Origin of the sequence: Microvirga guangxiensis (assembly GCF_900102135.1) — a bacterium.
Taxonomy (GTDB): domain Bacteria; phylum Pseudomonadota; class Alphaproteobacteria; order Rhizobiales; family Beijerinckiaceae; genus Microvirga; species Microvirga guangxiensis.
Genome location: NZ_FMVJ01000004.1, coordinates 336,015 through 362,195, shown reverse-complemented (window position 1 = coordinate 362,195; position 26,181 = coordinate 336,015). Strand labels below are relative to the sequence as shown.

At 63.2% G+C, this 26,181-nt stretch carries 25 protein-coding genes; 15 read left to right on the top strand and 10 right to left on the bottom strand.

Annotated elements, in window-relative coordinates:
- The first annotated feature begins 7 nt into the window (after positions 1-7).
- On the top strand, positions 8-1,246 hold the full coding sequence (locus tag BLP10_RS08185; RefSeq protein WP_091133195.1) for an allantoate amidohydrolase: 1,239 nt from the start codon (positions 8-10) through the stop codon (positions 1,244-1,246).
- Positions 1,243-1,677 (top strand): GNAT family N-acetyltransferase, encoded by a 435-nt coding sequence (locus BLP10_RS08180; protein WP_244510447.1) that lies wholly within the window; start codon positions 1,243-1,245, stop codon positions 1,675-1,677. Before BLP10_RS08185 ends, BLP10_RS08180 begins: the two co-directional genes overlap by 4 nt.
- Before the next feature lie 4 nt (positions 1,678-1,681).
- Here the strand turns inward: BLP10_RS08180 and BLP10_RS08175 are convergent, their stop codons facing one another.
- The gene (locus BLP10_RS08175; protein WP_091133531.1) at positions 1,682-2,197 is read right to left on the bottom strand and encodes a GNAT family N-acetyltransferase; all 516 of its coding nucleotides are present in this window, start codon (positions 2,195-2,197) and stop codon (positions 1,682-1,684) included.
- Positions 2,198-2,274: 77 nt separating this feature from the next.
- On the opposite strand from BLP10_RS08175, the gene BLP10_RS08170 reads away from it, so the two are divergent.
- Positions 2,275-2,580: a hypothetical protein gene (locus BLP10_RS08170; protein WP_091133193.1), complete on the top strand. Its 306-nt coding sequence runs from the start codon at positions 2,275-2,277 to the stop codon at positions 2,578-2,580.
- A gap of 49 nt (positions 2,581-2,629) precedes the next feature.
- Here the strand turns inward: BLP10_RS08170 and BLP10_RS08165 are convergent, their stop codons facing one another.
- The 5 genes from BLP10_RS08165 to ugpB form a co-directional block, all read right to left on the bottom strand.
- Positions 2,630-4,261: an HAL/PAL/TAL family ammonia-lyase gene (locus BLP10_RS08165; RefSeq protein ID WP_091133191.1), complete on the bottom strand. Its 1,632-nt coding sequence runs from the start codon at positions 4,259-4,261 to the stop codon at positions 2,630-2,632.
- A 112-nt stretch (positions 4,262-4,373) separates the two neighbouring features.
- A complete protein-coding gene (locus BLP10_RS08160) occupies positions 4,374-5,453 on the bottom strand; it encodes a sn-glycerol-3-phosphate import ATP-binding protein UgpC (protein ID WP_091133189.1) in 1,080 nt (359 codons plus the stop codon).
- 120 nt (positions 5,454-5,573) lie between these two features.
- The gene (gene ugpE / locus BLP10_RS08155; protein WP_091133187.1) at positions 5,574-6,419 is read right to left on the bottom strand and encodes a sn-glycerol-3-phosphate ABC transporter permease UgpE; all 846 of its coding nucleotides are present in this window, start codon (positions 6,417-6,419) and stop codon (positions 5,574-5,576) included.
- Positions 6,419-7,300 (bottom strand): sn-glycerol-3-phosphate ABC transporter permease UgpA, encoded by an 882-nt coding sequence (ugpA, locus tag BLP10_RS08150; protein WP_091133185.1) that lies wholly within the window; start codon positions 7,298-7,300, stop codon positions 6,419-6,421. Before ugpA ends, ugpE begins: the two co-directional genes overlap by 1 nt.
- 123 nt (positions 7,301-7,423) lie before the next feature.
- Positions 7,424-8,731, bottom strand: coding sequence for a sn-glycerol-3-phosphate ABC transporter substrate-binding protein UgpB (gene ugpB, locus BLP10_RS08145; RefSeq protein ID WP_425286942.1), 1,308 nt, complete (start codon positions 8,729-8,731; stop codon positions 7,424-7,426).
- Between the two features lie 211 nt (positions 8,732-8,942).
- Between ugpB and BLP10_RS08140 the strand changes: the two genes are divergently transcribed.
- Positions 8,943-9,662, top strand: coding sequence for a hypothetical protein (locus BLP10_RS08140; RefSeq protein WP_091133183.1), 720 nt, complete (start codon positions 8,943-8,945; stop codon positions 9,660-9,662).
- On the opposite strand, the gene BLP10_RS08135 is transcribed toward BLP10_RS08140, so the two are convergent.
- Together BLP10_RS08135 and BLP10_RS08130 are read right to left on the bottom strand one after the other, a co-directional pair.
- On the bottom strand, positions 9,659-10,867 hold the full coding sequence (locus tag BLP10_RS08135; protein WP_091133182.1) for an NAD(P)/FAD-dependent oxidoreductase: 1,209 nt from the start codon (positions 10,865-10,867) through the stop codon (positions 9,659-9,661). The two genes, BLP10_RS08140 and BLP10_RS08135, sit on opposite strands and share 4 nt — an antisense overlap.
- A complete protein-coding gene (locus tag BLP10_RS08130; RefSeq protein WP_091133180.1) occupies positions 10,864-11,292 on the bottom strand; it encodes an Lrp/AsnC family transcriptional regulator in 429 nt (142 codons plus the stop codon). Before BLP10_RS08130 ends, BLP10_RS08135 begins: the two co-directional genes overlap by 4 nt.
- 120 nt (positions 11,293-11,412) lie before the next feature.
- Between BLP10_RS08130 and BLP10_RS08125 the strand changes: the two genes are divergently transcribed.
- The 3 genes from BLP10_RS08125 to BLP10_RS08115 all read left to right on the top strand — a co-directional run bounded on the left by BLP10_RS08125 (position 11,413) and on the right by BLP10_RS08115 (position 16,078).
- On the top strand, positions 11,413-12,546 hold the full coding sequence (locus BLP10_RS08125; protein ID WP_091133178.1) for a saccharopine dehydrogenase family protein: 1,134 nt from the start codon (positions 11,413-11,415) through the stop codon (positions 12,544-12,546).
- A 226-nt stretch (positions 12,547-12,772) separates the two neighbouring features.
- Positions 12,773-14,320, top strand: coding sequence for an L-piperidine-6-carboxylate dehydrogenase (gene amaB / locus BLP10_RS08120; protein WP_091133176.1), 1,548 nt, complete (start codon positions 12,773-12,775; stop codon positions 14,318-14,320).
- A 78-nt stretch (positions 14,321-14,398) separates the two neighbouring features.
- A complete protein-coding gene (locus tag BLP10_RS08115; protein WP_091133174.1) occupies positions 14,399-16,078 on the top strand; it encodes a thiamine pyrophosphate-binding protein in 1,680 nt (559 codons plus the stop codon).
- A 219-nt stretch (positions 16,079-16,297) separates the two neighbouring features.
- Here BLP10_RS08115 and tal read toward each other — a convergent pair whose 3' ends face one another.
- Together tal and BLP10_RS08105 are read right to left on the bottom strand one after the other, a co-directional pair.
- Positions 16,298-17,269 (bottom strand): transaldolase, encoded by a 972-nt coding sequence (gene tal / locus BLP10_RS08110; RefSeq protein ID WP_091133172.1) that lies wholly within the window; start codon positions 17,267-17,269, stop codon positions 16,298-16,300.
- 69 nt (positions 17,270-17,338) lie between these two features.
- Complete coding sequence (locus tag BLP10_RS08105; protein WP_091133171.1) at positions 17,339-18,229, bottom strand: LysR family transcriptional regulator; 891 nt, start codon at positions 18,227-18,229, stop codon at positions 17,339-17,341.
- Between the two features lie 112 nt (positions 18,230-18,341).
- Here BLP10_RS08105 and BLP10_RS08100 point away from each other — a divergent pair, with 112 nt between their 5' ends.
- The 8 genes from BLP10_RS08100 to BLP10_RS08060 all read left to right on the top strand — a co-directional run bounded on the left by BLP10_RS08100 (position 18,342) and on the right by BLP10_RS08060 (position 26,100).
- On the top strand, positions 18,342-19,838 hold the full coding sequence (locus BLP10_RS08100; RefSeq protein ID WP_091133168.1) for a CoA-acylating methylmalonate-semialdehyde dehydrogenase: 1,497 nt from the start codon (positions 18,342-18,344) through the stop codon (positions 19,836-19,838).
- Between the two features lie 87 nt (positions 19,839-19,925).
- The gene (locus BLP10_RS08095; RefSeq protein ID WP_091133166.1) at positions 19,926-20,603 is read left to right on the top strand and encodes an HAD family hydrolase; all 678 of its coding nucleotides are present in this window, start codon (positions 19,926-19,928) and stop codon (positions 20,601-20,603) included.
- Positions 20,604-20,640: 37 nt separating this feature from the next.
- A complete protein-coding gene (locus BLP10_RS08090; RefSeq protein WP_091133164.1) occupies positions 20,641-21,252 on the top strand; it encodes a hypothetical protein in 612 nt (203 codons plus the stop codon).
- A gap of 84 nt (positions 21,253-21,336) precedes the next feature.
- Positions 21,337-22,488, top strand: coding sequence for an isobutyryl-CoA dehydrogenase (locus tag BLP10_RS08085; protein WP_091133162.1), 1,152 nt, complete (start codon positions 21,337-21,339; stop codon positions 22,486-22,488).
- A gap of 190 nt (positions 22,489-22,678) precedes the next feature.
- Positions 22,679-23,056 carry a DUF5367 family protein gene (locus BLP10_RS08080; protein WP_139165446.1) on the top strand — a complete coding sequence of 126 codons (378 nt, stop codon included), beginning with the start codon at positions 22,679-22,681 and terminating at the stop codon, positions 23,054-23,056.
- A 29-nt stretch (positions 23,057-23,085) separates the two neighbouring features.
- Positions 23,086-23,487: a DUF4267 domain-containing protein gene (locus BLP10_RS08075; protein WP_175493824.1), complete on the top strand. Its 402-nt coding sequence runs from the start codon at positions 23,086-23,088 to the stop codon at positions 23,485-23,487.
- Positions 23,484-24,368, top strand: coding sequence for a 3-hydroxyisobutyrate dehydrogenase (gene mmsB, locus BLP10_RS08070; protein ID WP_091133156.1), 885 nt, complete (start codon positions 23,484-23,486; stop codon positions 24,366-24,368). The genes BLP10_RS08075 and mmsB overlap by 4 nt, the downstream gene beginning before the upstream one ends.
- Positions 24,369-24,888: 520 nt before the next feature.
- A complete protein-coding gene (locus BLP10_RS08060; RefSeq protein ID WP_091133152.1) occupies positions 24,889-26,100 on the top strand; it encodes a peptide ABC transporter permease in 1,212 nt (403 codons plus the stop codon).
- Positions 26,101-26,181 lie beyond the last annotated feature (81 nt).

Sequence of the window (26,181 nt, the reverse complement as noted above, 5' to 3'; positions counted from 1 at the left end):
TGTCTCCATGATGAACGACACCGATCTCACCCTCGGACGCCGCGTGATGGCGATGATCGAGGACCTTGCCCGGCATACGGACGAGTACGGGCGCCTGACGCGGCTCTATCTTTCGCCCGCCCATCGCGCCGCGGCGGACTCGACGCTGGAACTCATGCGCGAGGCCGGGCTCTCGGCCCATATCGATGCCCTCGGCTCGGTGGTGGGACGCATGGAAGGTGCCGACCCCGCCGCTCCCGCCCTTCTCATCGGCTCCCATATCGACAGTGTCGTGGATGCCGGCCGGTATGACGGCAATCTCGGCGTCGTGCTCGGCATCGTCGTCGCCGAGGCGCTGAAGGCGGAAGGCATCGTGCCCTCCTGTGCGGTCGAGATCGTGGCGTTCGGGGATGAAGAGAATGTGCGCTTCCCCACCAATCTCTCCACATCCTACGCGTTTGCAGGCCGCTACGATCCCGCCTGGCTCGACGGCAGGGATGCGGACGGCATCGCGCTGCGCGACGCCCTGATCGAATTCGGCGGCGATCCGCTCGGCGTTGCTGCGCTTGCGCGCGATCCCGCACGCTATCGCGGCTATCTCGAAGTGCATATCGAGCAGGGTCCGCAGCTCGAAGCGAGCGATCTTCCCATCGGCATCGTATCGGCCATCAACGGCATTACCCGCGCCCGCGCGCATGTGATCGGCGAAGCCGGACATGCTGGCACCGTGCCCATGAACATGCGCCGCGATGCGCTGGCCGCCGTTGCCGAGATGATCGGCATCGTGGAGCGTGCAAGCTCCGCGCGCACCGACACGGTAGCGACGGTGGGCGTGGCTCAGGTGCAGCCCGGCGCGATCAACGTCATTCCAGCCCGTGTCGATTTCACGCTCGACGCACGCTCACCGGATGACGCCGTGCGCCTTGCCATGGTGCAGGACATCGTGACCGAATGCGAAGCGGCAGCGCAGCGCCGCGGCGTTTCATTCACCATCGAGCCCTTCATGGAATCGCCTGCGACGCCCATGGACAAGGATCTGATGGCGCAGTTGGAAGAAGCGGTGGAAAGCACCGGCTTCGAGCCGATGCGCCTGGCATCCGGCGCAGGTCACGATGCGGTGGCCATCGCCAATCTCTGCCCGTCCGCCATGCTGTTCGTGCGCTGCAAGGGCGGCATCAGCCATAATCCGGCCGAGTCGATCACAGCCGAGGATGCAGACGTTGCGGCCCGCGTGTTGCTGGAGGCCGTTAAAAGGATTGTTGCTTGAACTTCTATCTCGAGCCTCTGCCGAAGCCGCATAGCATCGTCCGCCAGATCATCGCCAATGGGCTGACCGATTTCAACCGCGCCACACTCATGCCGGATCTGCACATCGAAGATCTGGCCGTGGTCATCCGTGCCGTCGATTCAAAAACCATCGTCGGCGGATTGTGGGGACGTACGGGTTGGGAATGGCTGACGATCGAGCTGATCTTCGTGCCCGAGAGCCTGCGCGGACAGGGCATTGCGCGCAGCCTGATCGGCATGGCGGAAGAAGAGGCGATCGATCGCGGCTGTCATTCCGCTTGGCTCGACACGTTGAATCCCGAAGCGCTGTCCCTTTATGAGCGCCTGGGCTATGAGCGTTTCGGCGAGCTGAAGAATTTTCCGAAGGGCGGAAGCCGCACCTTTCTCCAGAAGAAACTTGTGGCCGCATAATTTTTCAGGTCTGCCAATCCTCTGAGAGGATGGCCCAGCGCTCGTGATCGCGCCACTCGCCGTTGATCTTCAGATAGCGCGGCGAGTAACCTTCCTGGCGAAAGCCGAGACGTTTCACTAATGCGCGCGACGGCTCGTTGTCGGGCTGGATGTTCGCCTCGATGCGATGGAGTCCCAGTTCCGTGAAGGCATGGGTGACGACGAGGCCCACGGCCTCACTCATCAGGCCTCGGCCATTCATTCCGGCAACGGCGTAATAGCCCATATACGTGCTCTGGAAGAAGCCGCGCACGATCTCGCTCAAGTTGACGACGCCGACAATCCTGCCGCTGTCGCGCTCGCGCACGACGAACCCGATGGAACGGTCGCCGTCGCACCGCGCAATGTATCCCTGAAAGGTCACCATATCACGGCAGGGAGAAACCCACGGCTCATGCAGCGCGATACTGGCGAGATTGGCTGCAACCAGCTCGGGGCCGTCCTGAACTTGCACGCGGTTAATCGTAACCCGAGGCAACATGCGGTTCATCCCTTTTTCAGGAACCATGCTCTAGACACTGAAGTTGTCGTCAGTCCCAAGTAACAAAGGATAAGACCATGCGAGCTCTCCTCATCCCCGCCATCGCAGTCGTCTTCGGCGCCGGCTTCTTCGGTTCCGCACAAGAGGCACAGGCCCGCTTCAGCCCACAGCGGCTTGAGGCCCCCTCCCTCGTCGACAACGTCGCCTGCTCGACGCAGCGCGTGCGCACGGTGAGACCCAATGGCCGCGTCGTCTATCGCACCGTTCGCCGCTGCACTCCTCCCGTCGTGGAGCGCCGCAGGGATCGCTGCCGTATCGTGCAGGAACGTGTCTATCGTCCGAACGGCTCCGTGGTCGTGCGCAACGTGCGCCGCTGCCGCTAACTCACAGGCAGTTCCAGCTGCGAGGGCTCGGGTCATTCCGAGCCCTTTCTTATTCCAAAGCTCCAATGGCACTCTCGACCGCCTCCACCACTGCGCCGGAACGCACGAGGTCGAGCGCCTGGCGCATCTCGGTGGCGTACCAGCGGTCGCCGTCGAGCGCCGGCGGAATGACCGCGCGAATGGCTTCCATAGCCGCGCGCGAGCCCTTGCCGAGGGGATAATCCTGCGTCAGCGGCTCCACGAGCGTGAGAGCCTGCGCCGCCATCAGCAATTCGCCGGCTACGATCTGCTGCACGTTCTCCACGATGGTGCGCGCTTTGCGCCCGCACCATGTGGAGTTGGAGACGTGATCTTCCGCATTGGACTTGCCTGGGATGGAATCGACGGAGCCAGGCGTCGCCAACCCGCGGTTCTCCATGACGAGCGCCGACATGGAGCATTGCACCGTGGCAAAGCCGGTGTTCAATCCACGCTTGCCGGCAAGCAGATTGCGCGGCAACCCATAGGACATGGTGGGATCGATGAGGCGCGCGAGGCGGCGCTCGGAGATGGAGCCGAGATCGGCCATGGCGATGGCAAGGAAATCCATGGCCTGCGCCATGTACTGCCCATGGAAGTGACCGCCTGAGATCGATACGTAGCCACCCTGCCCGTCATCGAAGATCAGCGGGTTGTCGGTCGCGGAATTCATCTCCGTGCCGACGACCCGCTCCACATATTCCAGCGCTTCGACGGCAGGCCCATGAACCTGCGGGGTGCAGCGCAGGGAATAGACATCCTGCACGCGAGGGCTCGCCGGCGTTCCTGGCTGGCGCGGCTCGTCCGGGAAGACAATGTTGCGCGCATCCTGCGAGCAGCGCTTCGAACCATCGAGGATGCGCAGAAGATTGCGCGCCACACGTGCCTGCCCAGGATGCGGGCGGGCCTTGTGCACGCGGGGATCGAAAGCAGCCAGTTCGCCGCGCATGGCCTCAAGCGACAGGCACATGGCGATGTCTGCATGTTTCAGGATGCGGCGTGCATCGCTGGTCGCGAGGGCAGCAAGGGCAAGCGATGTGGTCGAGCCGTTGATGAGAGCGGACGCATCCTTCGCGCCGAGTTCGAAATCGGGATCGAAACCCGCTGCACGAATCGCCTCGCGCGCCGGCATCAGGCGACCCTGATAGACCATATGCGCCTCTTCGAAGCCGCACACGGCGCCTGCCATGTGGGCGAGGGGCGCGAGGTCGCCGGAAGCGCCGACCGAACCCTTTTGCGGAATGACCGGATGCAGGCCCGCGTTGAGGAAGGCGAGCAGGCGCTCGACGAGTTCGACGCGCGGGCCGGAATAGTTCGACGCGAAGGCGTTGGCACGCAGAAGCATCATGGCTCGCGTCACGTCCTCGGCGAAGGGCTCGCCGACGCCGGTGGCGTGGGCATAGACACTCTTCTGCTGATAGGCCGCCATGTCGGCGATCAGCACGCGCTGGTCCTTGAACAGGCCGACGCCGGTATTGAAGGCGTACATGAGCGGCGCGTCGTCATGCATCCAGGTACGATCGATATAGGCCCGGGTCGCCGCAATCCGCTCCCGCGCCTCGGGGGCGAGCTGGGCTTGCGCAAAGCCCCCTTTTGCATCCGGGCGCGCCACGCGCACCACATCCTCAATCCCAAGTGTCGCCCCGTCGAGCTTGACCGTCATCGCTGTTCCTCACGTTCCTTCTACAAGGGATAATGGGGCTGCCCTGAACGCGCAACAGCCGCCCCGGGGGAACCCGGGGCGGCTGTTGCCGGATAAGCCTGACGATAAAGTCTTAGACGCGGCCCAGACGCTTTGTGGTCTGCGGGTCGAAGAGGTGAACGTTGGCCGGGTCGATGGAGAGCGTCAGCTTGCGGCTGTCCGCCGGGATCTGGCCCGTGGAGGCCTGCACCACGAACTCGGTGCCTCCCACCTTGCCATGGAAGAGCTGGGTCGCGCCGAGTTCCTCGACGAAGTCCACGTCCATGGACAGGCTCGAAGCGCCGGCGGAGCCGCCTGCCTGCACGTCCTCAGGACGCAGGCCCACTTCGATGGCCGAGCCGGGGGTGAGGCCTTCGCGCATATCCGTGACGGCAATGGTCTGGCCGCCCACCGACACGCGGCCGGGGCCTTCCACCTTGCCGGGCAGGATGTTCATGGGCGGGGAGCCGATGAAGGTGGCGACGAAACGGGTCTCAGGACGGCGATAGACCTCGGCCGGGGAGCCGACCTGCTCGATCTGGCCGCCGGACATCACCACGAGCTTGTCGGAGAGCGTCATGGCCTCGACCTGATCGTGGGTCACGTAGATCGACGTCACGCCAAGGGCCTTCTGAAGGCGCTTGATCTCCACGCGCATCTGCACACGCAGCTTGGCGTCGAGGTTGGAGAGGGGCTCGTCGAAGAGGAACACCTGCGGCTTGCGCACGATGGCGCGGCCCATGGCGACACGCTGGCGCTGGCCACCGGAGAGCTGGCGCGGCTTGCGCTCGAGGAACGACTCGATGGCGAGGATGCGGGCTGCTTCCTTCACGCGCTTCTCGATCTCGTCCTTGGGCGTCTTACGGTTCTTCAGGCCATAGGCCATGTTGTCGTAAACGCTCATGTGCGGATAGAGCGCATAGTTCTGGAACACCATCGCGATATCGCGATCGGCGGGCTCCACCTTGTTGACGACGCGGTCGCCGATCTTGATCTCGCCGCCAGAGATCGTCTCCAGGCCCGCGATCATGCGAAGAAGCGTGGACTTGCCGCAGCCCGATGGGCCGACAAGCACGCAGAACGAACCGTCTTCGATGCCGAGAGAGACGCCTTTGACGGCCTCCACGTTGCCCGCGTAGATCTTGCGGACGGTATCCAGAGTTACCCCTGCCATTGCCTTGTTCCTTTTAACCTCGACCCGTTCTGCCTCGAAGGCGCCGGGCTCAAAAATTCCGATATTCCGTTGAAGGCCTCCCCCGCCGCAGCGGGAGAGGCGGTGCACGAGAAACGCGCGTTACTTTTCCGTCTCGACGAGGCCCTTCACGAAGAGCCGCTGCATGAAGATCACCACCAGCACCGGCGGCACCATCGCGAGCACGGCCGTCGTCATGGCGATCTGCCATTCGGTGAGCGCGTCGGTCGTCGTGATCATCTTCTTGATGCCGATGACGATGGTCTGCATGGAGCTCTGCGTCGTGATCAGCAGCGGCCAGAGATACTGGTTCCAGCCGTAGATGAACTGGATCACGAAGAGCGCGGCGATCGTCGTGATGGACAGCGGAAGCAGCGTGTCCTTGAAGAAGCGGAAGGCGCCTGCGCCGTCGATCTTCGAGGCCTCCAGAAGTTCGTCCGGGATCGTCATGAAGAACTGACGGAAGAGCAGCGTGCCGGTGGCCGATGCGATCAGCGGCAGGATGAGGCCCGTATAGGTATCGAGCAGACCGAGATCGGCGACGATCTTGTAGGTCGGGTAGATACGCACTTCGACGGGCAGCATCAGGGTGATGAAGATCACCCAGAACGCGGTCTTGCGGAACGGGAACTTGAAGTACACGATCGCATAGGCCGACAAGATGGAGATCAGGATCTTACCGAACGCGATGCCGAGGGCCATGATCATGGAATTCACCATCATCATCGCAACCGGCTCACGGGCCTGCTTGCCGCCGTAGAACAGCGTGCGGGTGTAGTTCTCGACGGCCTGATCGCCCGGGATCAACGGCATGTTGCCGTTGATGATCGTAGCGGCATCGAAGGTCGATGCCATGATCGCGAGATAGACCGGGAAGGCGACCACGAGAACGCCGATGGCCAGCGTCAGGTAAGCCATGAATTGGGCAAAGGGACGATTCTCGACCATCAGTACTGTACCTTGCGTTCGACATAGCGGAACTGGATGGCTGTGAGCGCGATCACGATGACCATGAGTATCACCGACTGGGCAGCCGAGCCGCCGAGATCGCCGCCGAGACGGCCGTCCGCATAAACTTTATAGACCAGAGTAGTCGTCTGACCGGCCGGGCCACCGCCCGTCACGGCATCGATGATGCCGAACGTCTCGAAGAACACGTAAACGACCGTGACGACGAGAAGGAAGAAGGTGGTGGGCGACAGAAGCGGGAAGATGATAGTCCAGAAGCGGCGCATGGGGCCGGCGCCGTCGATGGCACCCGCCTCGATCACGCTCTTCGGAATCGCCTGAAGGCCCGCGAGGAAGAAGAGGAAGTTGTAGCTGATGTGCTTCCAGGTGGCGGAGAGCACCAGCAGGATCATGGCATGGTTGCCGTTGAGCATCGGGTTCCAGTCGATCCCGGCGGCGCGGATGGGGCGCGCCAAGGTGCCGAGCGTCGGATGGAACATGAAGATCCACAGCACGCCCGCGATGGCGGGAGCCACCGCGTAGGGCCAGATCAGCAGGGTCTTGAAGGCATGACCTCCGCGAATGTTCTTGTCGGCCTGCGAGGCGAGAAGAAGCGCGACCGACATCGAGAAGAAGGCCACCAGCGTCGAGAAGATCACCGTGGTGACCATCGCCCGGTAATATTCGGGCTGCTCGAAGAGGCCGATGTAATTCTCAAAGCCGACGAATTCGGAAGCCAAGCCAAAGGCATCTTCCCGCAGGAAGGACTGCCAGATTGCCTGCGAGGCGGGCCAGTAGAAGAAAATGACGGTGATCGCCATCTGCGGAAGGATCAGCAGCAGTGGCAGCGTCCACCCTGAAAAATGAGCTCGTTTTTCCATCGGCTTACGGTGGTCCGGTGATGGGCAGATGACGGCATCGACCGGTCTGCGAGGTTTCCTATAAGATCATCCCGGGAAGCCGTTCGGCTTCCCGGGATGAAAAGTTACTTTAGTCGATTAGACTTAGCGAACGGTACGTTCAAACTGACGCAGGATCTGGTTGCTGCGCGAAACAGCAGCATCGAGTGCGTCCTTGGCAGGCTTCTGACCGGCGAGAGCAGCCTCGATCTCTTCCGAGATCACGTCGCGGATCTGAACCATGTTGCCGAAGCGCAGGCCGCGGGAGTTCTCGGTCGGCTCCTTGTTGGTCAGCTCCTTCAGAGGAGTCTCGAGGACCGGGTTCTTCTCGTAGAAGCCGGAAGCCTTGGTCTTATCGTAAGCAGCCTTCGTGATCGGGAGGTAGCCCGATTCCTGGTGCAGCTTGGCCTGACGGTCGGTGTCCGAGAGGAAGGCGAAGAACTTCGCGACGCCCTTGTACTCCTCAGCCTTCTTGCCGCCCATGACCCACAGGGAGGCGCCGCCGATGATCGAGTTCTGCGGAGCGCCCTGGACGTCCGGGTAGTACGGCATCAGGGTCGAGGTGTAGTCGAACTTCGCGTTGGCCTTCACGTTGCCGTAGAAGCCGGACGAGGTGAGGAAGATCGCGCATTCGCCGGAGGTGAAGCGGCCCTCGGACTTCGAGTCGCGGCCCGAGTAGTCGTAGGTCTTGTCCTTCTGCAGGTCGATGAGGTTCTGCAGGTGCTTCACGTGGAGCGGCGAGTTGAACTTCATCTCCGTGTCGAAGCCGTCGAGACCGTTGGCCTTCGTGGCCATCGGCACGTTGTGCCATGCGGAGAACTGCTCGATGTGAGCCCAGGAAGCCCAGGCGTTCGAGAAGCCGCAGGTGTCGTGGCCGGCAGCCTTCAGCTTCTTGGCGGCCTCGAACACGTCAGGCCAGGTCTTCGGGATATCGTTGACGCCAGCCTTCTTCAGCTCGTCCTTGTTGATCCACATGACCATCGAGGAGGAGTTGAAGGGGAAGGAGAGCATCTCGCCCTTCGCCGTGGAGTAGTAGCCGGTGATCGCGGGCAGGTAAGCCTTGGGATCGAACTTCTCGCCGGCTTCGGCCATCAGCTGGTAGACCGGCTTCACGGCGCCCTTCGCGCCCATCATGGTCGCGGTGCCGACTTCGAAGACCTGCAGGATGTGGGGAGCGTTGCCCGCACGGAACGCGGCGATACCGGCGTTCAGGGTGTCGGCGTACTGGCCCTTGTAGCTGACGACGACCTTGTAGTCTTTCTGCGAGTTGTTGAACTCTTCGGCGAGACGGTTAACGACCTCGTTGTTGGCACCCGTCATAGCGTGCCACCACTGGATCTCCGTCTGAGCGAAGGCGGAGGTGCTCGACACGAGGCCAAGGGCCAGGGCGCCGAGGAAGGACTTCTTCATCATAATCTAGTCTCTCCCGTATCGTCCCCCTCAGGGACGTTCTTGTCGTTCATCATGCCGGCACGAAAGCCGGATGACGTTTTAATGACACATCCATGACAATCATAGCCGGCTTCAAAATGGAAGCCCTTTTCCTTGAAAAGACTTAACAACTGGGGATGGGAACAGGCCTAAAGCGCTCTTCGTTGAGGGAGTATCCATAGGTAAGAAAGCCATGCCCCAGATGATCGCAGCCCTATTCAGGGACCCCGCTCAGGCCCGCCAAGCGCTTCAAGCGCTTATGGAAATGGGAATCGCCCAACACCGGATCGTTGCGGCGAGCACAGAGGACGCCCGCGAAATTTCCTCGATCTCCGGTTTTCGTGCCCTTTCGGCTCGAGACGATTCCATGGAGGCGCTCCACGACCTGAATCTTCCCGCCGAGGACCTGCATATCTTCCAACATGGCCTTCGTAGCGGCTGCACCCTGATCGCCGCCCGCGTCGACCGTGACGATATGGAAGAGGCAAGCCGGGTCCTGGAGATGTTCGACCCCGTGGACCTCGACAGCAGCAGCCGGGAATGGCTCGGCGCCGACGGCGGGCGCGATGAGGGCGCCGATCTCGGCGCTCCCCTGGCGGCAGGCATCACCGGCGGCACTCAGGCGGGCCAGACCAATACGGGTTCGCTGCCCGGCATGGGCCAGATGGCGGAGGCCACGGACGATCTCGGCTCCGCCGATCTGCGCGCGGGCGAAGGCCAGCCGAACGCCGGAGCGCAAACCACGACGGGAACGGGTGCGCGCCGCAGCGATGAGCGGGCGGACCGGGAAGGCGTGAACGAGCTTGCCGCCGCCTCCCAGCCTTCTCCGGATCAGCCCGGCCTGATGCAGCGGCACATGAACCGCGGCGGCAGGATCTGGGCCTACCGGACCTCCGACGAGAGAGGCCTTTAGATCACGTTGCGCTCGAGAAGCGGACGGTTCGCCAGCACGCGCTCGTAGCCGAGCTCGGACAGGTCGAGCGTGCGGTAGCCGCCGTGCACGATGAGCTCCGAAAGACCCCGGCCGACAGCGGCGGCCTGCTGCAGGCCGTGCCCCGAGAAGCCGTTGCAGAGATAGAAATTCTCGATCTCGTTCGTCTTGCCGATGATCGCGTTATGGTCGAGCAGGCTCATGTCGTAGGGCCCCGACCAGGCGCGGCCCGGCCTGATCGCCTCGAAAGCCGGGATGCGATGCGCAAGCGACGGCCAGATGAACTCCTCGAAGAAGGAATGATCGATCTCCTGGCTCGACGGGTCGTCGTCATGCCAGTCGGGATCCATGTCCGCTTCGGGCGAGGCACCGCAGATGAAATGTCCCTCGCCCTCGGGGCGCACATAGGCTCCTGACGTGTCGATGAGCAACGGCAGGTTCTCCACCGGCTCCTTGCAGGAGAAGGTGAACACATAGCGGCGCTTTGCCTGCACCGGTATCGTGAGGCCGGCCATTTCCGCAACCGCACGGCCACCCGAGCCCGCGCAGTTGATGAGCGTGCCGCAAGCGATGCGTGTGCCATCCTTGAGGCGCACGGCGGTGACGCGATTGCCCTCGCGCTCGATCTCCGCGACCTCGCCCTTCACATATTCGGCGCCGAGCGAACGCGCCTTCTTGCGGAACGCCTGCAGCAGGCCCCAGCCGTCGAACCAGCCTTCGCCCGAGCGGCCCCAGGTGCCGGCTGCGAGGTCTTCCACATTGAGCCAGGGGAAACGCTGTTTCAGCTCATCGGGCTTCAGGAACAGAATGTCCGCGCCTTCCGCGGCCTGCAGCGCCTGGTTCTCGCGCAGCACCTGCTCGCCCGCATCCGTCGCGCAATAGAGATAGCCGCCTTCCTTCAATCCAAGCTCCGGCTTGTCATCGTCGACGGTGAGGTAATCGGCGATGTTGCGCAGGAAGTGGATTCCATAAAGCGAGATGCGGATGTTGACCGCGCTCGAATATTGCTGGCGGATCGACGCCGCGGACAGCGCGGATGCCGAGAGCTGATAGGTGGGATCCTTCTCGATGACGACGACGCGCCCCTTGAAGCCGGTGTCGGCGAGGAGATGGTACGCGGTGGAGGAGCCCATGACGGCGCCGCCCACAATCACGACATCGGCAATCTGAGAAGCAGAAGTTGTCATCGTTCGAATTTCGTTGAGAGGATGATGGAGGATTGCGTGCGCTCCACGCCCTCCAGCGCGCCGATCTTGTCGATGGCGGCGTCGAGGGTTGGAACGTCTTGTGCCTCTACCACCGCCAGAAGATCAAAGACACCGGCGACGGAATGAAGCGCGCGCAACTCTGGCATGCGCTGCAGCGCCGTGGCAACGGCGGCGGACGCTTTTGGCGCCACGACGATCGTCACATGCGCGCGCACCATGCGCCGGCTGACCTCCTCCGCGAGCCTCAAGGTGTAGCCGACGATGACCCCGCGCCGCTCCAGGCTTTCCACCCGCGCCTGCACGGTGGTGCGGGAGAGTTTCAGGCGGCGGGCTGCCTCCGCATGGCCGATGCGGGCGTTTTCGCGCAGCAGCGCAATCAGGGCACGATCCGTGTCGTCTAACATCACATTGACCAGTCTTAACGGCGTTATGCCGAAATCTACTCGGCTTTCCGTCAGCTTGTCTATGGCGCTTTGCAGGGTTTTGCCGTTTTCTCCCTCTATTCCCAGGGAGGTCCAAGTACCATGAAATCCATTCTCGTCATCGGCGCCGGCAAGATCGGCTCCACCATCGTCGATATGCTCAACGACACCGGCGATTACGCCGTCACCGTGGCCGACGCTTCCGCCGAAGCCCTCGCGGCCGCCGGCAAGAACGGCATCAAGACGGTCCAGCTCGACTTCAATGACGCGGTCGCCCTGCAGAACGCCCTGAAGGGCCATTACGCCGTGCTCAGCGCCGCGCCCTATCACCTGACCGGCCATGTGGCCCAGGCGGCGCGCCTTGCCGACGTGAACTATTTCGATCTCACCGAAGACGTCGCCACCACCCGCATGGTGAAGGAGCTGTCGGAGGGCGCCACCACCGCCTTCATCCCGCAATGCGGCCTGGCTCCGGGCTTCATCTCCATCGTCGCCCATGACATCGCAAGCCGTTTCGACAAGCTCGACACCGTGCGCCTGCGCGTCGGCGCGCTGCCGCAATATCCGTCGAACGCCCTGTCCTACAACCTCACCTGGAGCACGGACGGCGTCATCAACGAGTATATCGAGCGCTGTGAAGCGGTGGTCGACGGCAAGCTCCGCGAAGTCCCCGCCATGGAAGAACTCGAGGAATTCTCCCTCGACGGCACGCGCTACGAGGCCTTCAACACCTCGGGCGGCCTCGGCACCCTGTGCGAGACGCTCGAAGGCAAGGTGCGCAACCTCAACTACAAGACCATCCGTTATCCGGGCCATTGCGCTCTGATGCGCGTACTCCTCAACGACCTGGGCTTACGCAACCGCCGCGAGGTCCTGAAGGACATCCTGGAGAACGCCGTTCCGGCCACCATGCAGGACATGGTGATCGTGTTCGTGACCGTGACCGGCGAACGCGACGGACGCTACGTGCAGGAAACCTATGCCCGCTCCATCTACGGTCAGAAGGTCGCAGGCACCCAGCGCACCGCAATCCAGGTGACCACGGCTGCCGGCATCTGCGCGATGCTTGACCTGCTGGCCGAAGGCAAGCTGCCGAAGGAAGGTTTCGTCCGCCAGGAAGAGATCGGCCTCGACGCGTTCCTCGCCAACCGCTTTGGCCGCGTTTACGCGGGCGTGCGTCTGGACCAAGCCAGCGAACCGGCTGTGAAGGATATCCGTCTCGACGCCGTCGCCTGACGTCATGGCATGACGATTCGGAACAGGTTCCTGCCCTGCACAGGCAGGAATCTGTCCAGCTTCTTTCCGAAATCGCATGATCCTATTCGGGAAAAGAAGTTCCCACTTTTCCCGATCATGCTTTAAGACGGTGGCCATAAAGGCTGCCGTCGTCTTGTTTTCAGAACACGCGACGGTGGCGGGCTCCACTCACAGCCCGATGCCCCGTTTCCATGGGAGAATGACAATGTCCGCCCTGCAATCCGTTTCCACCTCGACCGCCAGCGTGGCGGAAGAAGCCCGCGCCATTCTTGCTCGTCTCGGCGTGCCGGACAGCGCTTTCGCCTCCACGGGCCGCCCCGCCACCTCCCCGATCACCGGTGAAGTGATTGCCCACGTCCGCGAGACCACGCCGGACGAGGCCAAGGCTGCGATCGCCCGGGCCGATGCCGCCTTCAAGGCATGGCGCAAGATCCCCGCTCCGAAGCGCGGTGAGTTCATCCGCCTCCTCGGCGAAGAGCTGCGCGCCACGAAGGAAGACCTCGGCCGTCTTGTGACGCTGGAAGCCGGCAAGATCGTTTCCGAGGGCCTCGGCGAGGTTCAGGAGATGATCGACATCTGCGATTTCGCCGTTGGTCTCTCCCGCCAGCTCTACGGCCTCACCATCGCTACCGAGCGCGCCGATCACCGCATGATGGAAACCTGGCATCCGCTGGGCGTCTGCGGCGTCATCTCCGCCTTCAACTTCCCTGTGGCCGTGTGGTCGTGGAATGCCGCTCTCGCCATCGTGTGCGGCGACAGCGTCGTGTGGAAGCCCTCCGAGAAGACCCTGCTGACCGCGCTTGCCACGCATGCCATCGCAGAGCGCGCCGCCAAGCGCTTCGGCGGCGTACCGGAAGGCTTGTTCGAAGTGATCCTCGGTGGTCGTGAGATCGGTGAGATCCTCGTCGAGGACCACCGCGTTCCGGTTCTCTCCGCCACCGGCTCCACGGCCATGGGCCGTCAGGTCGGCCCGAAGCTCGCCGAGCGTTTCGCCCGCGCGATCCTCGAGCTCGGCGGCAACAACGCCGCCATCGTCGCGCCCTCCGCGGATCTCGATCTCGCACTGCGCGGCATCGCGTTCGCAGCCATGGGCACCGCCGGTCAGCGCTGCACCACGCTTCGCCGTCTCTTCGTTCACGACAGCGTCTACGACCAGCTCGTTCCGCGCCTCGTGAAGGTCTACGGCAGCGTGAAGATCGGCGATCCGCGCACGGAAGGCACGCTCGTCGGCCCGCTGATCGACAAGGCCGCTTTCGAAGGCATGGAACGCGCCCTCGATGAAGCCCGCAATGCCGGCGGCAAGGTCCATGGCGGCGGCCGCTACACGGACGTGGCAGGCGACGGCGTCTATGTGCGCCCCGCTCTCGTCGAGATGCCGAGCCAGACGGGCCCGGTTCTGCGAGAGACCTTCGCTCCGATCCTCTACGTGATGCGCTACACCGATTTCGATCAGGTGATCGAGCAGCACAATGCAGTCGGCGCGGGTCTCTCCTCCTCGATCTTCACGCTCAACGTGCGTGAGGCGGAAACCTTCGTCTCGGCAGTGGGCTCCGATTGCGGCATCGCCAACGTCAATATCGGCCCCTCGGGCGCCGAGATCGGCGGCGCGTTCGGCGGCGAGAAGGAAACGGGCGGCGGACGCGAGTCCGGCTCCGATGCCTGGAAGGCGTACATGCGCCGCGCCACGAACACGATCAACTATGGCAACACCCTTCCGCTCGCACAGGGCGTGAAGTTCGACGTGGACGCCTGATCGTCTTGAAACCATCCGACGGAGGGCAGGAATGCCCTCCGTTTTTCTTATAGTTCTCTCTTACAACGCGAGCCTTCCATGACAGCGACCTCCCGCACCGGCGGCCAGATTCTTGTCGATCAGCTTCTTGTTCACGGAGTCGATCACATCTTCTGCGTACCGGGCGAGAGTTATCTCGCCGCTCTGGACGCGCTCCATGATGCGAGCATCAACGTCACCATCTGCCGCCAGGAAGGCGGCGCGGCGATGATGGCCGAGGCTTATGGCAAGCTCACGGGCCGCCCCGGCATCTGCTTCGTCACCCGCGGTCCCGGCGCGACCAATGCTTCGCCCGGCATTCACATCGCCAAGCAGGATTCCACGCCGATGATCCTGTTCGTCGGCCAGATCGAACGCGGCATGCGCGAGCGTGAAGCCTTCCAGGAACTCGATTATCGCGCGGCCTTCGGCCATCTCGCGAAGTGGGCGACGGAAGTGGACGATCCGGCGCGCTTTCCCGAAATCATCTCCCGCGCCTTCCATGTCGCGACCTCGGGCCGCCCCGGCCCTGTCGTGATCGCCCTGCCGGAAGACGTGCTCACCGACATGGCAGCTGTGGCCGACGCGCCGCGCTATCAGGTGATCGAGAGCCATCCTTCCGCCGATCAGGTGGCCGAACTCGAGAAGCTGCTGCAGGGCGCGAAGAAGCCTGTCGCGCTTCTCGGCGGCAGCCGCTGGACGGAAGAGGCTGTGCAGCGCTTCGTGCGTTTTGCCGAGCGCTTCGAGCTGCCGGTTTCCTGCACCTTCCGCCGCCAGATGCTCTTTCCTGCCGACCACGCCTCCTATATCGGCGATCTCGGCCTCGGCGTGAATCCGAAGCTGCTCGCGCGCATCAAGGAAGCCGATCTGGTGCTGCTCGTCGGCGGCCGCCTCTCCGAGGTGCCGAGCCAGGCCTATACGGTTCTCGACATTCCGGCTCCGCAGCAGAAGCTCGTTCACATCCATCCGGACTCGAGCGAACTCGGCCGCGTCTACTCTCCGCATCTCGCGATCAACGCCTCGCCCGTCGCTTTCACGGCGGCGCTGGAAGGCGTGAATCCGCCTGCATCGCTTCCCTGGTCCGAGAGCACCAAGACTGGGCATGCTGATTATCTTGCCTGGAGCAACCCGGCCCAGATCCGCATTCCCGGCAACCTGCAGATGGGCGAAGTGATGGCGCACCTGCGCGAAGTGATGCCCTCCGACACGATCTACTGCAACGGCGCGGGCAACTTCGCCACCTGGGTTCACCGCTTCTGGCCCTTCAAGCATTTCGGCACGCAGCTTGCGCCCACCTCCGGCTCCATGGGTTACGGCGTGCCCGCCGCTGTCGGCGCCAAGCGCGTGCAGCCCGACAGCACGGTGGTGGTGTTTGCCGGCGACGGCGACTTCCTGATGAACGGCCAGGAATTCGCAACCGCTGTGCAATATGACCTGCCGATCCTCGTGATCCTGCTCGACAACGGCATGTATGGCACCATCCGCATGCATCAGGAGCGCGACTATCCGGGCCGCGTCTCGGCCACGATGCTGAAGAATCCGGATTTCGCGGCCTACGCCAAGGCTTTCGGCGGTTATGGCGAGCGGGTCGAGAATACGGAAGAATTCCCCGCCGCGCTCCAGCGCGCTCTGACTTCGAGCAAGCCCGCGATCCTGCACTGCATGCTCGATCCCGAGGCGATCACACCCGCCATGTCGCTCTCCGCAATTCGCGAGAAGGCGCTTGAGAGCAAGAAGTAAGCAGACCGCCCTGCCCGTCATCCCGGACGGCGAAAGCCGATCCGGGATCGTTTCCAGAACGATGCGGAGAGTCTTGACGTGCCGTCCCCGCGCAGGCAGGGATCCATAACCACAGCAGACAAATGAAAAGGCGCTACGATTGCCGTAGCGCCTTTCTTGTTCTCGTCGCGGTTATGGATTCCGGGCTCGCCTGCGGCGCCCGGAATGACGCGAATGGACTTAAGCCGCCTTCGCCTCGTCGAGACGCTTCGCCACGAGCGAGCGCAGCGAACGCAGATCCTTCACGAAGGAGCGGATGCCCTCGGACAGCTTTTCCGTCGCCATCGCATCCTCGTTCATCGCGAAGCGGAACGTCTTCTCATCCATGCGCGGCAGGGGCGCGATCTTTTCCACGTTGTCCGCCGAGAGCTTGCGCGGCAGCTCGCCTTGCGCGTTGGCCAGCTCGTCGAGAAGCGCAGGCGAGATGGTGAGGCGGTCGCAGCCGGCGAGCGCTTCGATCTCGCCGATGTTGCGGAAGGATGCGCCCATCACCACGGTCTTGATGCCCTGCGCCTTGTACGACGCATAGATGTTGCGCACGGAGATCACACCGGGATCGGTCTCGCCGGTGTAGGGTCCGCCGCCCGCCTTCACGTGCCAGTCGAGGATGCGGCCGACGAAGGGCGAGATGAGGAACACGCCCGCTTCCGCGCAGGCCTGAGCCTGAGCCTGTGCGAACAGCAGCGTGAGATTGCAGTCGATGCCTTCCTTCTGGAGAATCTCCGCCGCGCGGATGCCCTCCCAGGTGGAGGCGATCTTGATCAGGATACGGTCGCGTCCGATGCCGCGCTCCTCGTAGGCCTTGATGATGGCGCGCGCCTTGGCGACCGTCGCTTCGGTGTCGAAGGAGAGATCGGCGTCCACTTCCGTGGAGACGCGGCCCGGCACGATGCCCGCAAGCTCGGCGCCGAAGGCCACCGCCAGCCGGTCGCAGATCGCAGCCACCACGCCGTCGCGGGATCCGCTTTGCTTACGGCCCCAGGCCAGCGCCTCCTCGACGATATGGCCATAGGCCGGGGTCTCGACTGCTTTCAAGAGCAGGGTCGGGTTGGTGGTGCAGTCCTGAGGCTTCAGGCGGCGCACCGCGTCGAGATCGCCGGTATCGGCGACAACCACCGTCATGGCGCGCAATTGGTCGAGCTTGGAGGGCATTCCGGTCTCCGTAGGTTTTCTTAAGGCCAGACTTAGTGGCTTAAGGGGCCTGAGTGAAGGGAAAATGCGTCACATGAAGAGGCTGCGGTTGGCCTTCACCCTCTCCAGCATGAAGGCATGAACCTCGGCAATGCGGTGGAGGCTGCGCACCTCCGCATGGGTGACGATCCAATAGGTTCGGGTGAAGGCGATGTCCGACAGCACCACCTTCAGCTCCGGATATTGCCGGGCGGCGTAATCGTGCAGGATGCCGATGCCGACCCCGGCCCTCACCGCCTCCATCTGAGCCACCACGCTGGCGCATTCGAAGCGCCGGGGGCCATATTTTTCGAGGCCGGCGAAATATTCGAGAGCGGGACTGTAGATGAGATCAGCCACATAGGTGACGAGCAGGCGGCCCGACAGGTCCTCCGGCGCGGCAGGTATTCCATGCCGGTCGATGTAGCTTTGCGAGGCATACATCCGCAGGCGGTAATCCGTGAGCTTGCGCGAGACGAGCTTCCCTTCCGTCGGTTGCTCGACCGTCACCGCAATATCCGCCTCGCGCTTGGAGAGCGAGAAGGTGCGTGGAAGCGCCACGAGCTGAATGGTGAGGTCGGGATGCCGCTCGGCGAGCGTGCCGAGTTCCGCCGCCAGAAAATAGGTGCCGAGCCCGTCCGGTGCTCCCACGCGTACAGTGCCGGACAAAGCCAGGTCGGAACCGCCGACCTCGCTTGCCACAGCAAGCGCCTGGCTTTCCATGCTCTCGGCCTTCGTCAGCAACCGCTCACCCTGCTCGGTCAGCGTGTACCCTTGCGGCTTGCGCTCGAAGAGCTTGGCCTGCAACGCCTTCTCGAGAGACGAGATGCGGCGGGAAACCGTGGTATGATCCGCCTCCAGGCGGCGGGCGGCGACCGTGAGGCGGCCAGCCCTTGCCACGGCAAGGAAAAAGCGGAGATCGTCCCAATCGAAAGCGCTCATGGGAGAGCTTTAGCATATTGGGATTTTTGCACAACGGAAGCGACACGCTCGCCCATAGTCGTGCAGTTTCAACAATGCTAGAACGCGGCATCTAAAATCAGGAGAGAACGCCATGCGCGAAGTCGGACATTTCATCGGCGGCAAGCAGGTCTCGGGCCAATCGGGACGCACTACGGAATTCTTCCAGCCCATGACCGGCGAGGTGATCGGCCGCGTTGCGCTGGCCTCCAAGGACGAGCTGCGCCAGGCCGTCGAGAACGCCAAGGCCGCCCAGCCTGCCTGGGCCGCCACCAATCCGCAGCGCCGCGCCCGCGTGATGATGAAGTTCCTCGAGCTCATCGCCCAGGAGACCGACTCGCTGGCCGAGATGCTCGCCCGCGAGCACGGCAAGACCATTCCCGACGCCAAGGGCGACATTCAGCGCGGCGTCGAGGTGGCGGAATTCGCCTGCGGTATCCCGCATCTGCTGAAGGGCGAGTTCACCGAAGGCGCAGGCCCCGGCATCGACATGTATTCGATCCGCCAGCCGCTCGGCGTGGTGGCGGGCATTACGCCGTTCAACTTCCCGGCCATGATCCCGCTGTGGAAGCTCTCCCCCGCGATCGCCTGCGGCAACGCCTTCATCCTCAAGCCGTCCGAGCGCGATCCGGGCGTGCCGATGCGCTTGGCCGAGCTGATGATGGAAGCAGGCCTTCCTGCCGGCATCCTCAACGTGGTCAACGGCGACAAGGAAGTGGTGGACGCGATCCTCGACGATCCGGACATCAAAGCCGTGGGCTTCGTCGGCTCCTCGCCGATCGCGCAGTACGTTTATTCCCGCGCCACCACCAACGGCAAGCGCGCCCAGTGCTTCGGCGGCGCGAAGAACCACATGATCATCATGCCCGACGCGGATCTCGATCAGGCCGCCGATGCGCTCATCGGCGCAGGCTACGGCTCGGCGGGCGAGCGCTGCATGGCGGTCTCCGTTGCCGTGCCGGTCGGCAAGGCCACCGCCGATGCGCTCATGGACAAGCTGATCCCGCGCGTGGAAAGCCTTAAGGTCGGCCCCTCGACCGATCCTTCCGCCGATTTCGGCCCGCTGGTCACGAAGGCGCACATGGAGAAGGTGCGCTCCTATGTCGATCTCGGCGTGCAGGAAGGCGCGAAGCTCGTGGTCGACGGCCGTAACTTCAAGATGCAGGGCTACGAGAACGGCTTCTACATGGGTGGCTGCCTCTTCGACGAGGTGACGCCTGAGATGCGCATCTACAAGGAAGAGATCTTCGGTCCCGTTCTCTCGGTGGTGCGCGCCAAGAACTACGACGAGGCCCTGCGCCTGCCGTCCGATCACGAGTACGGCAACGGCGTTGCGATCTACACCCGCGACGGCGACGCCGCCCGTGACTTCGCCTCCAAGGTGAACGTGGGCATGGTCGGCATCAACGTGCCGATCCCGGTTCCGCTGGCCTACTACACCTTCGGCGGCTGGAAGGCCTCCGGCTTCGGCGATCTCAACCAGCATGGCCCGGATGCGATCCGCTTCTACACCAAGACCAAGACGGTCACCTCGCGCTGGCCGTCCGGCATCAAGGAAGGCGCGGAATTCTCCATTCCGACGATGAAGTAAGACACGAAGGCCGGGCGATGCCCGGCCTTTTTCGTTATGATCCGTGCTGGAGTGGACGACCGAGAACCCTTTTCGGAGCTTTTGCCGATGCCCATACGCCAGACCGCTTTCCTCTTCGATCTCGATGGCACCCTCGTCGACAGCGTCTACCAGCACGTCCTTGCCTGGCATGAAGCCTTGGTCGCGGAGGGGATCGAACTCTCCGTCTGGCGCATCCATCGACGGATCGGCATGTCGGGCGGCCTGTTCACCAACATGCTCCTGCGCGAGACGGGGCTGACCATCGAGCCGGACCGGATCGAGCGCCTGCGCCAGCTCCATGCGGAGGCTTATAACAAACGTTCCGAATCGATCCGCCCGCTCCCGGGCGCCCGCGAGCTTCTGGCGTATCTGTCGGAGGCCGGCATGCCCTGGGCCATCGCCACCAGCGGACGGATGGAAACGGCAGGTCCGGTCATCCGCAATCTCGGCGTCGACCCCGAAAAGGTTCCCGTCATCACGCGCGACAAGGTGCGCTACGCCAAGCCCGATCCGGACCTGTTCATCGCCGCCGCCGAGGCGCTGGGCCATCCCATCGAGAACACCTGCGTGGTGGGCGACAGCATCTGGGACATGCTGGCCGCGCGCCGTGCGGGAGCTTTGGGCGTGGGGCTGCTCTCCGGCGGCTACGGCGAGGACGAACTTGTCCGCGCAAGCGCCTATCGGGTCTACCAGGACCCGGCCGATCTCCTGAACCATATCGACGAGGTGGGCAGGAAGCTTTGAGCGGGTTTCACTGCTCTGACGATGAAGTGAGGATGATTTGATAGCTGTTGCACGAAACGCTTCCGTTGCTGCGCTTATCATAGGAGCGGTGGTCTTTGCTTGGCCGGCGCAGGCCGCTATCGCACAGTGCCCGCGTCCGCTGTTCTGGCGCAACAACATGCCGATCAATGAAGCCTATGAGCGTATGATCCAGTTTGCTGCTAAGAAAGTCGCTGAGGCGCCGTCCATCTTCAAGGGCCATGCCATTAATGCCGAATTCATAGGCTTTGAACGCGACTTCCACACTTTCATCGTGACCTTCAAAGTCACCAAATGGATAAAGGGGAGCGGACAACCCTTTGCGAGAATAGTTTATGCAGCCTCCTGCGATGAATGCTCAAGTATTCCGGATATGGCAGATGAAATACTTCAGATGCATGAAGAAGCAATTTATGTTTCCGACTCTATTGATACTGCTTTCATGAAAGGAAATGCGCCTACCAAGAACATAGATGGCGTATTCTTCCCTTGCAGTCACTATGGAAGGAGGGTCGAGGTCGTGGGCCAACAGACACTAGCTCCTCATATTGAGCATAAATCGTTTCTTCTTGACCTCGTCATAAGCAGTGAAATTGAAGAGCTTTCACTCCCGCATCATTCAACTCCTTGAGCGTCAAGCTTGGTCGCTCTGGCTTGTGCCCTAGATCGAAAGTCATGCTTGCCCCGTGCCCCCAAGCTATGACGATTTAGCCGCATGACACAGTTCTCCTTGACCGAAGACCAGATCGCCGTCCGCGACATGGCCCTTGCCTTCGCGGCGGACAACCTCGCGCCCCATGCCCTCGAATGGGACGAGACGAAGCATTTTCCCGTAGACGTGCTGCGGGAGGCGGCCTCCCTCGGCATGGCCGGAATCTATACCCGGGACGATGTCGGCGGATCGGGCATGACGCGGCTCGACGCGGCGCTGATCTTCGAGGCGCTCGCCACCGGCTGCCCCGCCATCTCGGCGTTCCTGTCGATCCACAACATGGTCGCGTGGATGATCGACCGCTACGGCTCGGAGGAGCAGCGCCAACGCTATCTGCCGCGTCTGTGCACCATGGAGCTGATCGGCAGCTATTGCCTCACCGAGCCGGGTTCGGGCTCGGACGCGGCGGCGTTGAAGACGAAGGCCGTGCGCGACGGCGACCATTACGTCGTCAACGGCGTGAAGCAGTTCATCTCGGGCGCGGGCACGTCGGACATCTATGTCACCATGGTGCGCACGGGCGAGGACGGGCCTTCCGGCATCTCGACGCTGATCATCGAGAAGGACATGAAAGGCGTGTCCTTCGGCGCGCAGGAAAAGAAGATGGGCTGGAATGCGCAGCCCACCGCCGCCGTGATCCTCGAAGATGTGCGCGTGCCGGTCGCCAATCTTTTGTCGGATGAAGGCATGGGCTTCAAGATCGCCATGTCGGGCCTCGACGGCGGGCGCCTCAATATCGGCGCGTGCTCGCTCGGCGGCGCGCAGGCAGCCCTCGACAAGGCTCTCGCCTATGTCAACGACCGCAAGGCTTTCGGCAAGCGCATTGCCGATTTCCAGGCGCTGCAGTTCAAGCTCGCCGACATGGCGACGGAACTCGAAGCGGCACGCACCTTCCTGTGGCGCGCAGCCTCCGCGCTCGATGCCAAGGCGATGGATGCCACGAAGCTCTGCGCCATGGCCAAGCGCATCGCCACCGACACCGGCTTCGACGTGGCGAATGCAGCACTGCAGCTCCATGGCGGCTACGGCTATCTTGCCGATTACGGCGTGGAGAAGATCGTGCGCGATCTGCGCGTGCATCAGATTCTGGAGGGCACCAACGAGATCATGCGCCTGATCGTGGCGCGCGATCTTGTGGGACGCGGGAACCGATGAGCGCGCAAGACTGGCTCAGCAAGCGTCGGAAACCCTCCTCCCCCTTGTGGGGAGGAGTTGGAGGTGGGGGTGTCAGCAATAGCCTATCTCGATCCGGCGCCAACACCCCCGCCCTGGCCCTCCCCACAAGGGGGAGGGAAACAAGCGCCATGTCTTTTTGGTCCGAACTTTCACAATGCAGTCGGATGTCATGCCCCTGACATTGAAATCGCTCGCTCTCGGCTTCGGCCTTACCGCAGCAATCTTCGTGCTGTTCTCTTTCGCAGGGCATCTGTTCTTTCTGGAAGGCAGGCGGCCTTTTCAGCTGAATTTCACAGGCGGTGCTGCGCTGGGGCTTCTTCTTGGCCTACTCAATCACCGCATCCTGCGCGCCCCCAAAAGCAAGGCCGTCACGGCCATGGCGCTCACAGCCGTTCCCGGCATGCTGATCATGGCGGCGGTGGGTTCGCACTTCGCCGTGTTCTTTCCGGATCTGAACCCGTCTCTCGACAAGGTGTTCGGCTCCCTCATGCTCTGGTTCTACGGCTTCGCCCTCGTGGGAGCCTTGTGGAGCGCGCGCAGCTCATGATTGCGGGTCGGGCCACGCGAGGTTTGCCGTTGAGTGCGCCGAGCACGTGGCTCGTTTGGTGTCTCGGCATCGCCTTCGTCGGATTGGGGCTTCTTTTTCTTCTCGCGCCGCGAGCAGGCGCATCCTTGTTCGGCTTGTCCGCACCGGAAGGAGAAGGCTTCGGGTACCTGCCCGCCATTGGTCTGCGCGACCTCGCCTTCGGTCTTTATCTCTTGATCCTGTCCTTCACCTCAACGCCGCGCGTGATCGGGCTGATTTTTGCCGCGACGCTTGTGATCCCCATCGGCGACGTGATCATCGTCGCAGTTGCGCGAGGAACGGACGCCATTCTCAATCTGCTGCTGCATGGAGCGAGCGCCGCCGTGATGGCCGCAGGCTCCATCTGGTTTTTGCGCTTATCGACGAACAACAACACGGGAGGACAACCATGACCAACATCGCCTTCATCGGACTCGGCAACATGGGCGGCCCCATGGCCGCCAATCTCGTCAAGGCTGGTCATAGCGTCACCGGCTTCGATCTCTCCCCCGCCTCCTGCGATCAGGCGCGCAGTGACGGCGTGAGCGTCGCGGGCTCCACCGCTGACGCGGTGCGCGAGGCGGAAGTCGTGATCACCATGCTGCCTGCTGGCAAGCACGTGCTCTCCGTGTGGTCCGACATCCTTTCCTCCCTGAAGGAGGGAACGCTCGTGATCGACTGCTCCACCATCGATGTGAGCAGCGCGCGCAAGGCGCACGGCATGGCGCAGGAACGCGGACTGATGAGCCTCGATGCGCCGGTCTCCGGCGGCGTCGGCGGCGCGAAGGGCGCGACGCTCACCTTCATGGCGGGCGGCGCGAAGGAAGCTTTCGACCGGGCTGAGCCCATTCTCTCGAAGATGGGCAAGAAGGTCGTGCATTGCGGCGATGCGGGCGCCGGCCAAGCGGCGAAGATCTGCAACAACATGATCCTCGGCATCTCGATGATCGGCGTTGCGGAAGCCTTCGTGCTTGGCGAGAAGCTCGGTCTCTCGCATCAGGCCCTGTTCGACGTGGCCTCCACCTCCTCGGGCCAGTGCTGGTCGCTGACCACCTATTGCCCCGTGCCGGGTCCGGTGCCGACCTCGCCCGCGAACAACGATTACAAGCCGGGCTTCGCGGCAGCGCTCATGCTGAAGGATCTGAAACTCGCGCAGGAAGCCGCTCTCGCCTCTGGCGCATCGACGCCGCTCGGCGCGGAAGCCGCCCAGCTCTATGCGCTCTTCAACGGCGCAGGCCATGAGGAAGACGACTTCTCCGGCATCATAAACTTCCTGCGCGGCGGGAAGGAGTGAAAGCATCTCCAGGCGGATTGCCTGAGCGCGCTTCCCTCCCCCTTGCGGGGAGGGGTAGGGGTGGGGGTCGCAAAGTCTGAGCGATGCGCATCGTTCATTCAGCGCAACAGCCCTACCGTGTCATGGCCGGGCTTGTCCCGGCCATCCCGATATCTTCCCCTCTGTCCTCATCCTGAGGAGCAGCGCAGCTGCGTCTCGAAGGAGGCCTCCCGTGCGCTCTGGACCCGCCTTCGAGACGGTCGCTGACGCGACCTCCTCAGGATGAGGATGGAGCCTTTCATCATCGGGATCACCGGCACAAGGCCGGTGATGACGGGGTGGGAGCTGGTTCGATCATTCACTTGGTCGTTCGCTCCCCTGCCCCTCCCCACAAGAGGGAGGGAAACACGCTCCATCACGGCCATGAAGATTACCTCCTCCGCAAAGCGTCGGCATGTGTTGCATTGCACCTACAGCTTTTGTGCAATCGGTCCATTAGCTTAGCCTTTCCCGATCGCTCTCCCGACGAGTGTCTGCTCGCATGGTCCGCTCTGCTCTTCCCATGGCCGATCCTTCCGCCGATGCCGCGGCTTTGCTGCGCCGTCTCGGCTTCGCCATTTTGCTGTTCGCCATTCCGCTCGCCGCGCTTTTCACCCGCCGCGCCCTGGTGGTGATGGCCCCCCTTGCGGTGGCTCTCATCGTTCTGGCGGCCTTTCTGGACGGCAGCGCGAGAAGCCCCCGGCAGAAGGCGATGAGCTTTCTGACCTCGCGGGCCGGGCTTGCCGGAGCCGTTCTGCTCTTGTGGGCGGCCCTGTCGCTGATCTGGACGCCCTTCGTGATGCAGGCCTCCGAGCGGCTTCTCAACATCGTGGCCATGGGCCTGATGGCCGTCGCAGGATATCTCGCCCTGCCGGAGCGGATGCGTTCGGCCAATCTTTACCTGCTGCCCGTCGGCGTCGGCTTTGCTGCCTTGGTCGGCATTGCCATGCTGCTGCGGGGCGGCGGCCATCTCGATCCCGATGGACTGGGCGTGGAACGCGGCATGGTCGTGCTCGTCCTGCTGCTCTGGCCTGCGGTGACGTGGCTCCATTCCCGCGGACGCAATCTGGAGGCCGTCGCTCTGGCGCTGGCGGTTGGGATCGGAACCCTTCTCACCTCCGATGTCCTGCCGATCATCGGGCTGGTCGTCGGCGGCCTGACCTTTGCCATGACGGCCATGAGCCCCAGAGCCGGTTCCCGTTTCGTCGGCCTCGCCATGGCGGGTCTTCTGATTCTCGCGCCTGCACTGCCTTTCCTCCTCAAGCCGATTGCAGGCAGCATTCTGGGCTCGGCCTCGTCCATCGTGATGGGCCTCGAGGCCTGGCAGGGGCTCATTCTCAAGGAGCCCGCCCGTCTCCTGACCGGTCATGGGCTGGAGACCTCCTGGCGCGGACGCATCTTCGGCCTCGTGCCCAACGAGACGCCTTTCAGCCTGCTGTTCGAGATCTGGTACGAGCTCGGGCTCGTGGGCGCCGTGTCCGGCGCTATCCTGCTCTCTCAGGCGGCCGTGAGCGCGGGAGGGCATCGCGCGATTCTCGGCCCAGGGATCATGGCTTCCTTCGCCTCGGCCTTCACCCTCGGCTCCTGCGGAATCGGCACCGCGCAGATCTGGTGGTTCACGGCGCTTGTCGTGCTGGTGCTGGTCTTCGTCGCGGTGGAGCGCGGGCAGTTCCGCACCAAGCGCCCGAAGGCCATCCTGCGGCGCCTGCGCTGAAGCAACCCTCGCCCGCCATCGCCATTGACCCAGGTCCCCTGCCTCTGCTTGGCTGGCGGCTTATCGATTCATGGAAAGGAC

Excerpts from the sequence above, each read along its gene's own strand:
- BLP10_RS08185 (WP_091133195.1), top strand. The coding sequence starts at position 8 with ATGATGAACGACACCGATCTCACCCTCGGACGCCGCGTGATGGCGATG.
- BLP10_RS08175 (WP_091133531.1), bottom strand. The coding sequence starts at position 2,197 with ATGTTGCCTCGGGTTACGATTAACCGCGTGCAAGTTCAGGACGGCCCC.
- BLP10_RS08170 (WP_091133193.1), top strand. The coding sequence starts at position 2,275 with ATGCGAGCTCTCCTCATCCCCGCCATCGCAGTCGTCTTCGGCGCCGGC.
- BLP10_RS08165 (WP_091133191.1), bottom strand. The coding sequence starts at position 4,261 with ATGACGGTCAAGCTCGACGGGGCGACACTTGGGATTGAGGATGTGGTG.
- BLP10_RS08160 (WP_091133189.1), bottom strand. The coding sequence starts at position 5,453 with ATGGCAGGGGTAACTCTGGATACCGTCCGCAAGATCTACGCGGGCAAC.
- ugpE (WP_091133187.1), bottom strand. The coding sequence starts at position 6,419 with ATGGTCGAGAATCGTCCCTTTGCCCAATTCATGGCTTACCTGACGCTG.
- ugpA (WP_091133185.1), bottom strand. The coding sequence starts at position 7,300 with ATGGAAAAACGAGCTCATTTTTCAGGGTGGACGCTGCCACTGCTGCTG.
- ugpB (WP_425286942.1), bottom strand. The coding sequence starts at position 8,731 with ATGATGAAGAAGTCCTTCCTCGGCGCCCTGGCCCTTGGCCTCGTGTCG.
- BLP10_RS08140 (WP_091133183.1), top strand. The coding sequence starts at position 8,943 with ATGCCCCAGATGATCGCAGCCCTATTCAGGGACCCCGCTCAGGCCCGC.
- BLP10_RS08135 (WP_091133182.1), bottom strand. The coding sequence starts at position 10,867 with ATGACAACTTCTGCTTCTCAGATTGCCGATGTCGTGATTGTGGGCGGC.
- BLP10_RS08130 (WP_091133180.1), bottom strand. The coding sequence starts at position 11,292 with ATGTTAGACGACACGGATCGTGCCCTGATTGCGCTGCTGCGCGAAAAC.
- BLP10_RS08125 (WP_091133178.1), top strand. The coding sequence starts at position 11,413 with ATGAAATCCATTCTCGTCATCGGCGCCGGCAAGATCGGCTCCACCATC.
- amaB (WP_091133176.1), top strand. The coding sequence starts at position 12,773 with ATGTCCGCCCTGCAATCCGTTTCCACCTCGACCGCCAGCGTGGCGGAA.
- BLP10_RS08115 (WP_091133174.1), top strand. The coding sequence starts at position 14,399 with ATGACAGCGACCTCCCGCACCGGCGGCCAGATTCTTGTCGATCAGCTT.
- tal (WP_091133172.1), bottom strand. The coding sequence starts at position 17,269 with ATGCCCTCCAAGCTCGACCAATTGCGCGCCATGACGGTGGTTGTCGCC.
- BLP10_RS08105 (WP_091133171.1), bottom strand. The coding sequence starts at position 18,229 with ATGAGCGCTTTCGATTGGGACGATCTCCGCTTTTTCCTTGCCGTGGCA.
- BLP10_RS08100 (WP_091133168.1), top strand. The coding sequence starts at position 18,342 with ATGCGCGAAGTCGGACATTTCATCGGCGGCAAGCAGGTCTCGGGCCAA.
- BLP10_RS08095 (WP_091133166.1), top strand. The coding sequence starts at position 19,926 with ATGCCCATACGCCAGACCGCTTTCCTCTTCGATCTCGATGGCACCCTC.
- BLP10_RS08085 (WP_091133162.1), top strand. The coding sequence starts at position 21,337 with ATGACACAGTTCTCCTTGACCGAAGACCAGATCGCCGTCCGCGACATG.
- BLP10_RS08080 (WP_139165446.1), top strand. The coding sequence starts at position 22,679 with ATGCCCCTGACATTGAAATCGCTCGCTCTCGGCTTCGGCCTTACCGCA.
- mmsB (WP_091133156.1), top strand. The coding sequence starts at position 23,484 with ATGACCAACATCGCCTTCATCGGACTCGGCAACATGGGCGGCCCCATG.
- BLP10_RS08060 (WP_091133152.1), top strand. The coding sequence starts at position 24,889 with ATGGTCCGCTCTGCTCTTCCCATGGCCGATCCTTCCGCCGATGCCGCG.